This is a genomic window from Victivallis vadensis, assembly GCF_003096415.1.
Classification (GTDB): Bacteria; Verrucomicrobiota; Lentisphaeria; order Victivallales; family Victivallaceae; genus Victivallis; species Victivallis vadensis.
Map to the genome: position 1 here is coordinate 31510 of NZ_QEKH01000019.1, position 13490 is coordinate 44999.

8 protein-coding genes are annotated in these 13490 nt (G+C 60.7%); 6 read left to right on the forward strand and 2 right to left on the reverse strand.

The window, feature by feature from the left end; genetic code table 11:
• The 3 genes from C8D82_RS12150 (at position 1) to C8D82_RS12160 (ending at position 6710) form a co-directional block, all read left to right on the forward strand.
• Positions 1-4191, forward strand: coding sequence for a hypothetical protein (locus tag C8D82_RS12150; protein ID WP_116884560.1), 4191 nt, complete (start codon positions 1-3; stop codon positions 4189-4191).
• A 150-nt stretch (positions 4192-4341) separates the two neighbouring features.
• Entirely contained in the window at positions 4342-5346 is a 1005-nt protein-coding gene (locus C8D82_RS12155) for an aspartate-semialdehyde dehydrogenase (protein ID WP_116884561.1), read from the forward strand.
• A gap of 476 nt (positions 5347-5822) precedes the next feature.
• Positions 5823-6710, forward strand: a complete 888-nt coding sequence (locus tag C8D82_RS12160; protein ID WP_116884562.1) for a hypothetical protein — start codon at positions 5823-5825, stop codon at positions 6708-6710.
• Here the strand turns inward: C8D82_RS12160 and C8D82_RS12165 are convergent.
• Entirely contained in the window at positions 6707-7432 is a 726-nt protein-coding gene (locus C8D82_RS12165; RefSeq protein WP_116884563.1) for a lysozyme family protein, read from the reverse strand. The genes C8D82_RS12160 and C8D82_RS12165 overlap by 4 nt on opposite strands.
• A gap of 475 nt (positions 7433-7907) precedes the next feature.
• On the opposite strand from C8D82_RS12165, the gene C8D82_RS12170 reads away from it, so the two are divergent.
• From C8D82_RS12170 to C8D82_RS12180, 3 genes are read left to right on the forward strand one after another with little or no spacing between them, the layout of a single operon-like run.
• Positions 7908-9212, forward strand: coding sequence for a GntR family transcriptional regulator (locus C8D82_RS12170; protein ID WP_116884564.1), 1305 nt, complete (start codon positions 7908-7910; stop codon positions 9210-9212).
• A 20-nt stretch (positions 9213-9232) separates the two neighbouring features.
• Positions 9233-9994 (forward strand): prepilin-type N-terminal cleavage/methylation domain-containing protein, encoded by a 762-nt coding sequence (locus C8D82_RS21225; protein ID WP_147835308.1) that lies wholly within the window; start codon positions 9233-9235, stop codon positions 9992-9994.
• 16 nt (positions 9995-10010) lie between these two features.
• The gene (locus C8D82_RS12180) at positions 10011-12545 is read left to right on the forward strand and encodes a polysaccharide lyase family 8 super-sandwich domain-containing protein (RefSeq protein ID WP_165833044.1); all 2535 of its coding nucleotides are present in this window, start codon (positions 10011-10013) and stop codon (positions 12543-12545) included.
• Here C8D82_RS12180 and C8D82_RS12185 read toward each other — a convergent pair.
• Positions 12526-13461: a nucleoside hydrolase gene (locus tag C8D82_RS12185; RefSeq protein ID WP_116884566.1), complete on the reverse strand. Its 936-nt coding sequence runs from the start codon at positions 13459-13461 to the stop codon at positions 12526-12528. The genes C8D82_RS12180 and C8D82_RS12185 overlap by 20 nt on opposite strands.
• Positions 13462-13490: the final 29 nt, after the last annotated feature.

A 13490-nucleotide genomic window follows, 5' to 3' on the forward strand; every position in this document is an offset into this window, starting at 1 on the left:
ATGAACGCACTCCGAACCATTCTTCCGGCGCTGTTTCTCGGACTCGGCTGCATCGCCGCTCCCGAAACGGTATTTCAGGACGACTTTTCCAAATTCGCCGACGGCCTTCCGGCCGGCTGGAGGAAATATGAAACCGGCAAGGCCGGCACGATCACTCCGGAAAAACTGCCCGGCGGCAAAACGGCAGTCCGCTTCGCCGTCACCGATCCGGCTCAAAGCCTCGGGCTGACCCGGCAGTTTCCGGCTCAGGGCGGCAAATACTACCGCGCCACGCTGGACTGCTCCGTTCCGCCCGGCGGCAGCCGCAAAGGCGCCTATTTGCAGATCCGCTTCTATCCCTATTCAGTCAAGGGCTTCGGCAATTCGGCCTATCTGCGGCAACTGCCGCTGGCCGATTACGATCCGGACAGCATCCCGACCGACGTTACCCTGAAAGCGCCGGAGGGAACCACCCATGCCGCCTGTTTCATTATCACCGCCGGCGGCGCGCCGCAACTGCTGCTGAACTCCTTTGAATTGCAACAGAGCGACACTCCGTTCGCGCCGCGCAAGCTCGACCCGATGAAAGTGCCGGGCATCCTCGAAATCCAGCCGCGCGACCTGTGCCTCGAAACCGATCTCGCCTCCGCCGTGATCGTCGCCCCGGCGGCTCCGGAATACCGCGAACTCGCCGAACGGGCCGCCCGGGCCGTCGAAGCGAAAACCGGGACCAGGCCGGAGATCCGCCCGGACGACTTCGCCTGCGGCGACCGGCTTTCCCGCCACCTCGTCACCATCGGCAGCCGCGATGTGAATCGGACCGTTTCCAACCTCTACAACCGTTTCTACACCTTCCTCGACGGCAAGTATCCGGGCAAGGGGGGCCGGGTGGTCCGCAGCCTCCACAACCCCTTCGGCGACGGCCACAACGTGATCACCGTCGGCGGCAGCGATTTCGACGGCGACCGCGCGGCGGTCGAACGCTTCGCCGAGCTGACCGCGCAGACCCCGTCCGGCAAATTCGGCTGGCTGGCCGACCTGAAGCTCGGCGACGGCCTTACCCCGCCCGCCGACGCAAAGGACGCGCAGGTGTGGGACGACTACGGCTGGTCGCTGGTCAGCAAGAATCTGTCGCTCTTCTACATGACCGATGACCCGAAGTACGCAAAGGAGTTCCTGCGCCTCGCGTTTCCCGATGAAAAAGCCGCCGATGAACTGAACCGGCTCGACGGCGAATTCACCTACGCCAACCTGAAAAATCCGCTGGGCGAGCCTTACCACTACAACGCGACCATGCTGATCCCGCACTGGGACCTCGTCGAGGAGTCCCCGGTCTTTTCCGACGCCGACCGGCTGCGGGTCACGCGGAAATTCTACGAACAGCTCAACCGCCGCCGCCAGAACGGCGACAAGGGCATCTACAAGCTCTACGAACGGACCGACACGCCGGTGCAGCTGCCCGACCGCCACTGGATTTCCGAAGCGCTGACCGTCTATGTCGCGGCCCGCTACTTCGACAAATATTATCCTTCGCGCGACGGGCGCGACGGCCTTGAAGCGGCGCGGCGGATGTTCAAAACCCTCGACCGTTACGCGGCGATGACCGTCGGCTCCCTCTTCTGGTACAACAGCTTCCTGCGGCCCGCATTCGATTACGCAGTACTCGACGGCGGCCTGAAATACGTCGGCAGCCCGGTGATCGGCCGCTATGTCGAAGCGTTGACGCTGCTGGCCGACCGCACTCCGCACGACTGGTCGCAGAAATTTTCCGGCCTGCGTCTCCTGCTGCTCTGCGGCTACCTGACACAGAACCAGGCTCCAGTGGAGCTGGCGGAGTTGCGCACCGGTTTCGATACGGAGGTGTTCCGGCTCGGACAGTCCTACTGGCCCGCGAAAAAGTTTGAACGCAACTACTTCTCCGACACCGACGGCAAATGGCGTGCCGCCGGTTTCGACCCGGCGGGGATGCCGGAGTGGGATCCGCCTTTCGACAAAAGCAAGGTGGTCGAGTGGATGAGCTTCCGCCGCCACGGCGCGCGGGGCGAAGATTTCGCGCTGATCGACGCGAAGTACGAATCCGGCCGCAACGCGTTCCACAACTTCGCGCTGGTCAGCCTCTACCTGCGCGGCCTGCCGCTGCTGCGCGGCTACCACAACCAGCTCCATGTCTACCGCGACGGCCTCGGCGACCCCGCGATTGCGAAATTCACCGAGGTGCTCGACTCCGGGCGTACCGGAAAAACCGCCTTTGTGCGCGGCAGGCTCGCGAAATTCAACGGCCACGACTGGGAACGCACGCTGCTGATCCGCGAGAACGGCTTCCTGATCGAACTCGACGCGGTCACGCCGCTGGCCGACACTGCCGCCTCCCAACTGATCGCCCACTTTGAAACGCCGCGCGGCACCGTGATGAAACCGGCGCCCGGCGCCGCGGAGTTCCAACTCCAGCCTCCCGCCGGCGAAGCGTGGACTGTCGCGTGTTCGCTCCCCGCCGAACTCAGCCGGACGCCGATCGCCGGAGGAGCCAATCTCGACACGGCGGGAGTCGCGTCGCGTTTCACACTGATCCGGCCCGGCAAACAGGCAGAGGCGATCCGTTTCGCATCGCTGCTCCGCCCCGGCGCGCCGGAACCCGGCCGTCCCGCCGCCGCCCAGCAGGGCGGCCGGATCGCCCTGCGCCTGCCGCACGAGGCGCTGCTCGAACTCCTGCCCGGCAGCGGCTTCCGGCTGGAGGAACCGCAGAGCCGCTTCGGCTTCCGCGTGACGGAGCTGCCCGGCGTTTTCACCTCCACCGCGCCGGTCACCGCCGAATGCGACCTCATGACCGGCACTCTCGCCCTCGCCGCCCCCGCCGCCGCAACCGTCACCTTCTCCGACGGCCGCACCGTACGGCTTGCCGCCGGGGAGGAAACGGCGGTCGAAGTAAAAGCCGCCCCCCTGCCCGCGCTGACCGAACAAACCGCCGCCATTTTCGCGGCCCGCCGCGAAGCCGATGCAGCCGGAACCGTCGAACTTCCGGCGCTCAAACCGGTGTGGGAATTGAACCCCGGCGTTTTCATCAGCGTCCACTGCAAGCTCGAACTCGACGGCGTCCCGCACCTTGCGGTTGCGACCGGCGACCGGGTGCTGCTGATCGGTTATGACGGCGGAATCCGGCAGGAATTCCGTTGTTCCGCCACCGTCGGCGCCCTCTGCTACTGGCCGGAAAAACAGCTGCTGCTGGCCGGTTCCATCGACGAAAAACTGCGCGCCTTCACCCTCGACGGCAGGCAGGTGTGGGAGTTCACCTCCCGGATGCCGGACGGTGTCAAGCACGAGCGCATGTGGTGGGCCAAGGGCGAAATGCCCGGCGTCTGCGCGGTCACCGTCGCGGAACTGATTCCCGGCAAGCCGCTGATCTTCGTCGGCGGCGCAGGCACGCTCGAAATCCTCGACGAAAACGGCAAGCTGCTGAAGCGCCGGTTCCAGGAGTGGGGCACCTTCGAGGGCTTCACACCGCTGCCCGCCCACGGCAAAGAACCGGCTTCACTGCTGAGCTGGGGCTTCATGGTCGGCCATCCGACCGTCTATTGCTACACCGCCGGATTGCAGCGCGGCACGCTGGATTTGTGTTTCGCCAAAGACGGCACTTTCATGGGCTCCTTCGGCTTCGGCTTCATCGGCCGCAACAACCTGCGCGTCGCCCGCCTCGAACCCGGCCAGCCGGAGCGGCTGGTCGGCGACTTCAACGGCAGCGTGAACCGCGTGATGGTCTGGGACCTCGACGGCAGGGTGCTGCACGAAGCGGACCTCGGCTTCGGCATCCGCGCTTTCGGCGGCATTCCGTATGCGCAAACCATGCTGCGCAACACCAATGTGCGCGGGCTGGAACTGCCCGACTTCGACGGGGACGGGGTGAAATCCATCGCGGTCGCCTTCCAGCGCCGCTTCGTGACCGCATTCGATCCGCAGCTGCGCAGCCGTTTCTTCTGCCCGCTGCCGGAGGAGCCGCTGCTGCTGGCGCTGGTTCCCGGCGCGAAAGGCGACCGGCTCGCCGTCGCCGGCTTCGACGGCGGCGTCTACCTGATCGACGGCTCCGGCCGCCTCACCGCCCGCGCCCGCATCGAAGGCCGCCCGACCCTGCTGGCCTCCGATGGCCGGACCCTCACGGTCGGCACCGACGCCGGGGTCCTCCGGGGATTTGCGCTTCCGGACAGTACGGCGGAAAAATAAACGGCCTTTCCTGTCGCAGTCTGATATTTTCGGCAAAAAAGCGGTGTCATTCCGAAATTTCCATTTGGATTTTCCGCAATCCGGGTGTATGTTAAATAAATATGTGCGCCTCTCTCTATTACGGAGATAACATAAGGAAAAACAAGGAAAATGGCAAACGGTTTTAATGTCGCGGTGGCGGGTGCCACCGGTGCGGTCGGCGTCGAAATGATCAAGACGCTCGAAAAGCGCAACTTTCCGGTCAAGAATCTGAAGCTGCTTGCTTCGGCCCGTTCGGCCGGCAAGACCGCCACTTTCAAGGGTGAAACGATCAAGATCGAAGAGATGACTGAAGAATCGTTCAAGGGCGTCGACATCGCGCTGTTCAGCGCGGGCGGCGATATCTCCAAGCAGTTCCGCCCGGCGGTCGTCCGGGCGGGCGCGGTGATGATCGACAACTCCAGCGCGTTCCGCATGGACGACGACGTGCCGCTGGTGGTTCCCGAAGTCAATCCCGAAGACATCAAGCAGCACAAGGGCGTGATTGCCAACCCGAACTGCACCACCGCCATCATGCTGGTCGCGGTCGCCCCGCTGCACCGCGCCAAGGGACTCAGGCGCATCGTCGCCGCGACCTATCAGGCCGCCAGCGGCGCCGGCGCCAAGGGCATGGATGAACTGCTCGTGCAGACCCGCCAGCTTCTCGACGGCCAGCCGATCGCCCCCAAGGCGTTCGCGCACCGGCTCGCGTTCAACCTGATCCCGCATATCGACGTCTTCAATGAGAACGGGTACACCAAGGAAGAGCTCAAGATGCTCAACGAATCGCGCAAGATGCTGCATCTGCCGAACCTGCTGGTCTCCTGCACCTGCGTGCGCATTCCGGTGCTCCGCGCCCACTCCGAGGCGCTGAACCTCGAATTCGAGAACGACATCTCGGTGGAAGAGGCCCGCGAAATCATCCGCAAGGCGCCCGGCGTCCAGCTCGTCGACGATCCCGCCGCGAAATCCTACCCGATGCCCGCGGACGCGACCGAAAAATACGACGTGCTCTGCGGCCGCATCCGTCAGGATATCTCGCGCAACGACAAGCGCGGGCTTGACATCTTCGTTTCCGGCGACCAGGTGCTCAAGGGCGCGGCCCTGAACGCCGTCCAGATCGCCGAACTGCTCTAATCCGGGACTTTGCCTCCGGCAGCCGGGGGCGCTTCGCCCCCCGGTCCCCCAGACCGGCAAGGTGCCGGCGCCGGGTTCGGTTTTGAATTTTTACTGTGTAAAAATTGCAAAACCGGGGGTATTAATAATGGGTCGGAATAGTCTATGGGCGTTTTACCGCACCGGCACGTTGCCGGTCGGGTTGCAAGGGCGAAGCGCCTTGCCCACCGGAGGTAACTTGTGCGCGCAGCGCCCAGCTACCGGTGCCTGATTGAAAATCAGGCCGCGTAGCGCACAAGGTCTGGAGGCCGTAAGGCCGTAAGACCTGCCTGCCTTTAAAACGGCAGGCTTTCCCCGCATGACTCGCCTCCAGTGACTGAGGGACATACGATTTCGAGTTTTTTACGCCCGAAGCTCAAAACCGGAAGATAATAACAGGGCAGTATGGTTTCCCGGATATTTTTTCTTTCGGCACAGTAATTCAGGTTGCGGTTCTTATGAAACAGAATATTTTTCTCCTGCTCCTGTTTTTGCTGCCGGCCGGTTGTTCCGAACAACCGGCCGCGTCCGCACCTGCCCCGCGCCCGGAACTGCCGGCCGGTCAGGCCTTGGCGGACCTGCTTGAAAACGGCGGATTCACCGGTCCGCGCTATACGCTGACCAGTAATCCGCCGCCCAACAGGCACATGCGTGATCCGAACGGGAAATATCCTTTGAGATGGTTCCGGGTAGAGTATAAAGCCCGGCGCTATTTTGCCGGATTCTTCACTCGCGGCAAGGATGCTTATCTGTTTTCCTATCCGTTGGGAGATGATCTGCTTTTGTGGATCAACTATCTCGGCAGCGACATCAGAATCCAGCGTTTCCGCACTCAGAACGGTTACTTCATACTCGATTATACCGCCGCAGACGGAACTCACCGGAAAAGCGGCGTCCCCTTCGCCGACGTCGTCGACGAATACCCCGGCGACGATGGAGTATTCGCCCCTGACGAACCCGAATATGACGATGAACTTATTTACGGTGGCAAATACGGAGCAGGCGGCTTCAAACCTGCTCAGGAGACAACCATAGAAAATTTCATTCCGAATTTCAAAGCGCTGATTCGCAATGATGACATTGATGCCATTGCTGCAATGATCCATTTCCCGCTTGAAACAACTCTGGAATTCAACGGTAGAAAAATCCTGTATATTGTCAAAAACAAGAAGGATTTCAGACGTAATTATTCACGCATTTTCCATCCGGAATTCAAGCGGGACATGTTGCAACTCGACGATCAGAATTTTTCATTTTGCGGGATGGGAGTTTACATTGATGAAACCAAACTCAGATTACTTCCCGGCAGAGGACCGAATATAGTAATCCGAGCGCTTAATAATTAATTCTTTCCCATCTCAACCGGGTTTGCTGAATGCCTTTTTCGTTTCTCCTCTTGTTTTTCCGCCAATTTGCTCAGCTCAATTGCAGCATCCCGCCTGCGTAACGCCAAACCGCGATTTGCCGCTTTGGGCTTAATATTTTCCGTATAATCCTTTGAATTCAGCAATTCCAAAGCTGCCCGACGATAATCTTCCGCTTTCACGGCTCTTAAAAAGCTCTTGTATTTCCTCAACCCAGGCCCGCCGGTGTTGAAGGAAAGGTCCAGACAGACCGCCCTCACCAGTTCCGGCTGCTTCTCCCAGGCTTTGGAATCGACTTTCTGACCGTTCCAGACCTTTACCGTTTCACCGTTCTTCAAACGCCTCTCTTCCCACATCCCCTTGTTGAACGCCTCTTTCACATCTTTTTCCGCAACCTGAAACGAAGCCTCAAACAACTTATCGATCTCCTGATTGCTGAATGTGATATTTGCAAACTGCTTCTCAATATCTTTGGCTTTCTTCTCGCGTTCACTGTCGGAAAGCTTCTTCAATCCCTGTAAATCCTCAATCACTTCTTTCGGAAATTTTTTCAGGGTCTTGAATGTGGCGAGAATGTGCTCTTCAGCCAGATTGGCGCCAACTCCGAGCGTCGGCCACGACTTGCCATCCCGGTAAACTTTCTCCTTCCTGCCCTCCCGGTAGGAAAGATGCTTAGAGCTTATCCCTGAATAAAGAATCGGCATGATGCCGCGCCGAAATGTCAGTCGCGAAGCCTGATAAAATTGACGATACTGGAGGTATCGGCGATTTTAGCGGGCAAACGAATGGCGTTTCGCCGCAAATCAGGACGATTTGGCTTATTTAGGGATAAGCTCTTATTCAATGCCGCCGTCAGACCGCGCCCGGCGATATCCGGAGCCAGTTCACGGCCCGGCGCACTGAATTTTCCTTCGTCGATATCCTTGCCAAGCTCTTTTTCCAGTTTTTCCCGATCCCGGTTGAAATCCGTTGTATTTTTGACAGTGTTTCACCGCAATAACGGATTTTGTCAATTTCCGGCACTCGCGCAACTGTAACCATGTCACAAATTCACAACAATGGAAAAATTCTGTTAAAATCAGATAAAATCTGCTATTTTTATCGATTTTGCTATTGACATTGTCACGATTTCAGTACATAATATATGCAACAGACAAAATCAGATTGGAATTCGAGACCATGTCAGACAAACTTCAGGCGGCGCGGGAATATATTCTGCAGAAGATAGAACGCGGAGAACTCGCCGGCGGCGCGAAACTTCCGGCGGCACGGGAGTATTCCGAGGAAATCGGCGTATCGCTGCCCATCACCCAGATGGCGTTCAACTCCCTGACCCGGGACGGCATTCTGGCCAGCGTTCCACGGCAGGGAACCTATGTGCGCCGGGATTGGAACTGCCGGATTCTGCCCGGCAGCTTCCGCACTTTCCGGCCGGTCTGGACGGAGATCATCCGCAATCAGGTAGTGCCGGAGGTTCCCGGTTTGCGCATCTGCGACGCATTCCGGGAAAGCGCCTTTGAAATCCGTTCCACCTTCGACGCCAACTGGCGGCAGGACGACTATCTGGATCTGAACGAATTTCTGGAAGAGGCTTATCCGGACCGCGGCGACTTCTTCATGACGCAATTCCAGTCTTTCCACGCCCGGGACGGCAAATTGTACGCCATTCCGCTGATCTTTTCACCGTGGGTGATCTGCTGCAACGTCCACATGATCGAAGCCGCCGGGGGAGAACTTCCCCGCCCAGATTGGAACTGGCAGGATTTCCTCGCCCTGATCGGGCTTCTCCGCCGGAAATATCCGCCGGAGCAGGTGTTCGACCTCTGGTATTCCCCGACTTTCCGGCTTACCTTCCTGTTCCGTTCCGGCGGCGCCGTACTGGAACGGGCGGCGGACGGCTCCTGCCGCGTCCGGCTCGACGAACCGGAATCCATCGCCGGGCTGAAACGCCTGCAGGAACTTTCCCGCGTTCTCGGCGATTCACGCCTGCACTGGTATGACAGCCGCAGTTCTTTCCGGGCCGGAACCATGGCGCTGGCCGCCGCCGCCCGCGAAGACGTCGATTTCAACGCCGCTTTCGAGTGGATCAGCGTGCCGCTTCCGATGCTGCCGGGCGGCGCCGACCGCACCCGTCAGGCCAATGACCTGCTCTGCGTCCGGCGGCAGGTCACCGATTTCCGGCAGGTCGCCGAAGTCGTCCGGCTGCTGCTGTCGCAGCAGGTGCAGGACCGGCTCGGCGCGATCCGTTACGGCATCCCGATCCGCCGTTCATCGGCGATCCGCAGCTTCAATGAGGAAGACCGCCGCGACGCGGTATTCTTCTCGGAACTTCCCAAGATCGTGCCGGATCACAGTCTGGGCTGGTCCGAATTGCAGCGTCTGCTGCTGACCGGGATCGACCGCATCCGGCACGGGCAAGCCGAACCAGAACCGGTCGCGACGGAACTTGCCGCCGCTTTCCGTACCATTATCCGATACAGTTAACCAGAAAAGGGGGAAACGATATGTGGAAAAAATTCACCTTGATTGAGCTGCTTGTAGTCATAGCGATAATAGCCATTCTCGCCTCGATGCTGCTTCCGGCCCTGAATAAGGCGCGGGAACGGGCGCGGGCGATCAGCTGTACTTCCAACCTGAAGCAGTGCGGCCTTGCGCTCCAGCTCTATGCCGGCGATTACGACGGCTACAACCTCAAAGTGCGGAAAGTGACCGCAAGCGGCACACAGGCGGCGTGGAACAACGCCCTCCTCGGCTGGAAACATTACGCTTCCGGCAGCGGGCAGAAAATCAACCTGCAGCAATACGGCTGCCTCCCCTATCTCTCCGGCCCGGAGAGCGTCACCCGCTGCCCTGCCTCCCTACCGGAAACTCCGGCCCGGAGCAATTTTTCCTACGGCATGATGGAAGTCACCTACTGCGGGAACTGGCCGAACATCAAAGACAGCGTCGGCAACATCGACCGCCGCCTCACTCCGACGGATAAATATATCATCAGCCGCAATTTCAAAACTCCGGCGACAACCGTATTCCTGGCGGATACCGGCTTTACCGGACTCAGCGGCAAGGCCGCGTATTCGCCGAAATCGTTCAAACACACCGAACCGGAAACTCAGGAAGGGGTCGCCGGCGGAGTGATGGCGCGGCACAGCCGGAAAGCCAACTGCCTGCTGGCGGACGGCCATGTTTCGGCGCTCTCCAAAGGAGAGCTTGCCACAACGGCCAACCGGTTCACCTATGTACTGGACAATCAGGGTTTTCCGCAATAACAGGATGTTACGGATCATGCACAGAAAAATCGTTTTTCCCCTGTTCGTTCTTCTTTTCACCGCTTTCGCCGCTTTCGCGGCCTCCCAACCGCAATGGAAGTGGCGGCAGTCGAAGTACTGCCGGATTACGGAACACGCCGGGAAAAAACTCCTGACGGTCGCGATTCCGGCAGACGCCCCGGAAATCTCCCGCCGGAACACCGCCGATACTCCCGTCGGGCTTACCTGTTTTGAAGGGCAGCCGATCGAATTTTCGATCCGGCTCCGGAACTCCGGCATCTCCCGGCCGGACAACCTTCACAACGGCATCAAGTTTCAACTCTACTTCCGGGACGGCAATGGAACGGAGCGCTGGACTCAGGCGGAGATTCCGCACGAACCGTTTCCGTGGCGGCGGTTCCGCTTCTCGGAGCGGATTCCCGCCGATGCGACTTCCGGGACGCTTCGCCTCGGACTTCAGGGGAGTTCCGGCAACGTGGAATTCGACCTCGATTCCCTGCAGATACGTCCTCTGGACCCGGAACTTTCTCCCGTGCCGCCGACTCCGGAGCAGATCCGGGAATGTGAGCTGATCGAATCCCGGCTGCGTGCCGGTCTGCCGGCGCAACAGCCGCCCCCCGGCCCGGAGGTGAAAAAGCTGCTCGAACGTCAAAACGGCGACGGCACATTCCGGGACCTCGATTATTCCGCCCGCAACCGTTCCATCTGGCCTGCCGCGAGGCATCTGAAGCGTACGTTCGAACTGGCTCTGGCCCGGGCGACGCCCGGCCACGCGCTTTACCGCGATCCGGCCGCCGGGGAAGCCGTCCGCAAAGCCGTCGCCTGGTGGGCGGAACGACAGCCGCAGAACGGCAACTGGTGGTGGAACGACATGTACGTCCCGAAAATCCTCGGGAACATTCTGCTGCTTTCGCCGGAACTCTTTCCGGATGGCCCCCGGCGCCGGGCTGCGCTGAACGTCTGCCGGCAGGCGTGCTTCCTGAGCCGTTACACCGGCAACAACCGCGTTTTCATCGCCGCCAACATCTTCTGCCGCGCCCTGCTTGAACGCAATCTGCCGGTGATGGACCGCGCCGCCGCCGTCCTTTCCGAAGAGATCCGGTTCGCACCCGCCGAACATAAAACAGCCTGGAGTTTCGGCGGCATCCGGGCGGACGGCTGCTATCACCAGCATGGCCCGCAGATTCAGTTCGGCAACTACGGCGGCGAATTTCTCGCCAACATCGCTTACTGGTCCAATATCCTCAAGGAAACACACTGGGAATTGTCGCCCGAACAGTGGCGGATCATGCGCCATCTTACCTTCAACGGCTTTCAGTGGGTGCTCTGGCGCGGTCGGATGGACCTGCTCGCCTGCGGCCGCCAACTCGGCCGGAACGCCGCCGAAACCAAAGGCGAACGAACGCTCAACGCATTCGCACAGTTGCGCAACGCCGATCCCGGCGACCGCGCGCCGTATGATGCGGCGCTCCGGCGCAACCGGGACGGCGAAAACACACTGACCGGCAACCGGCACTTCTGGAATTCAGATTACATGGTACACCGCCGTCCGACGTGGTACGCATCGGTCCGGATGAATTCCGTCCGGGTGCGTCCGATTGAGGACGATACCAACTGGGACAACGCGCTCGGCCGTTATTTCTCCGACGGCGCCTGTCTGGTCATGCGTTCCGGCAGAGAATATGAAAACATCACCGCCTGCTGGGACTGGACCCGCCTGCCCGGAACCACCCTGCCGAAAACTCCGGTCTACACCGGTGAAGATGCCAGAAGATTCGGACTCAAAATCGGCGGCGGCGACCTGCCGCGCTGGACTCACAGCCGCAACTGGCGGCAGCTCGGCGAAACCGGATTCGTCGGCGGCGTCACCGACGGCGAACGCGGCGCGGCGGTTTACACTCAGGATCTTGATGGGGTCCGGGCCCGCAAAGCCTGGTTCTTCGACCGCGACGCGATCTACTGTCTCGGCAGCGGCATCACCTCGACCAGCCCTTACGAAGTCGCCACCACCGTGAACTCCTGCCTCCGCAACGGCGAAATCCAACAGGGGGACGGCTGGTTCCGGCACGACGGCATCGGCTACCGGGGCGAAAACCTGAAGCTCACCGCCGGTCCCCGCACCGGCGACTGGCGTTACGTGGAGGGAGGCCTGACCCGCCCCGTCCCGGAAACGAAGGAGCTTTTCACCCTGACCGTCGAACATGGCGTAAAACCGCGCAACGCCTCCTACATCTATACGATCCTGCCCGGAGCCACGCCGGAAGAGACCGCCGGAACGCCTCCCGGCCGGGTTCTGCGCAATACTCCGGAGTGTCAGGCGGTGGAATTTGCGGACGGCGTCCGTGCCGCGATCTTTTACGAACCCGGCAGACTGGACGATTTTGAAACCGATACTCCCGGCGTTTTCCTGATCGGCAAAGGGACGGTTCACGCCGCCGACCCCACCGGCCGGCATTCTTCATTCACGCTGAAGTTGAACGGAGTCTCCCGCAAGGTCCCGCTTCCCGCCGGAGAGTTCGCCGGGCAAAGCGTCAAAATCGTTTTGAAGTAATACCGGAATATGAAGTACACGCCCGGTCCATCCACTCCTGAACCAGCCGGGCCAACTTCTCGTCCGATGCGGCCGGGTGCAGGAAAACCGCTTTTCCATCGCCGGGCGTCCAGCGGTGACGGCCGGTGGCGGCCTCGAAGTGAAGTTTTCCCTCCGGGCCGGGGACCATCAGATCCGACAACTCTCCGGCAGCGTACAGCACGGCCAGCTGATCCCAGCTCGAACGCCGGTATTCCGGGTCTCCGCTGCCGGAAATCCGGTAGATGAGGCGCAGCAGGTCGCCGCGCTCCCCGGCCGGACAGTGCGCCGCCGAAGTCATCACGCTTTTCCCCCACGGAGATACGACCAGTTCTCCCCGGAAACGGTTGAGAACGGTTTCGGCGGCCAGCGGCCCCATGCGCCAGTTGAAGCAGTCCGCCCCTTCCGGGAAAGGCGCTTCCGCCATCGTGACCAGCCGTTTCACCTTGCGCCGGAACAGCTCTCCGCCGCCGGAAAGAAAAAGTTCCGCAATCGAAGTCAGAAGCCCGATTGCGCAGACCGTCACGCTCCGGTCGGGAGCCGCTTCCAGAAGCCGCCGGTAAAAGGCGCAGGAATCCGGCAGCCTGTTCCGCTCCGCAACGCAGGGAGAAACAGACCGCACCACTTCACGGGGATAAAGAAGCCCGGAAGAACGGGACGCATGGCGGCGGTACTCCTCCGTATCCTGCCGGCTCCGGTTGCAGCCGACCGGAAGCTCCGGCCGGCCGAACACCTGCAAAAATCCCCGGACCGCCGCGGCCGGCCACGGCGAACAGATACTGGCGTTGACTCCAAGCAGCCGGATGCGTCCGGCATCGGCCAGAGCGCAGGCGACCGCCAATGCTCCGGCGTCATCGCAATCGGTTTCAAAATCGGTATCGATAATCAGAGAATTCATAAATCATATTCCATCTTCAGGGAAACGGA

Coding starts and splice junctions, on each gene's coding strand:
- C8D82_RS12160 (WP_116884562.1), top strand. CDS start 5,823: ATGAAACAGAATATTTTTCTCCTGCTCCTGTTTTTGCTGCCGGCCGGT.
- C8D82_RS12150 (WP_116884560.1), top strand. CDS start 1: ATGAACGCACTCCGAACCATTCTTCCGGCGCTGTTTCTCGGACTCGGC.
- C8D82_RS21225 (WP_147835308.1), top strand. CDS start 9,233: ATGTGGAAAAAATTCACCTTGATTGAGCTGCTTGTAGTCATAGCGATA.
- C8D82_RS12165 (WP_116884563.1), bottom strand. CDS start 7,432: ATGCCGATTCTTTATTCAGGGATAAGCTCTAAGCATCTTTCCTACCGG.
- C8D82_RS12155 (WP_116884561.1), top strand. CDS start 4,342: ATGGCAAACGGTTTTAATGTCGCGGTGGCGGGTGCCACCGGTGCGGTC.
- C8D82_RS12185 (WP_116884566.1), bottom strand. CDS start 13,461: ATGAATTCTCTGATTATCGATACCGATTTTGAAACCGATTGCGATGAC.
- C8D82_RS12180 (WP_165833044.1), top strand. CDS start 10,011: ATGCACAGAAAAATCGTTTTTCCCCTGTTCGTTCTTCTTTTCACCGCT.
- C8D82_RS12170 (WP_116884564.1), top strand. CDS start 7,908: ATGTCAGACAAACTTCAGGCGGCGCGGGAATATATTCTGCAGAAGATA.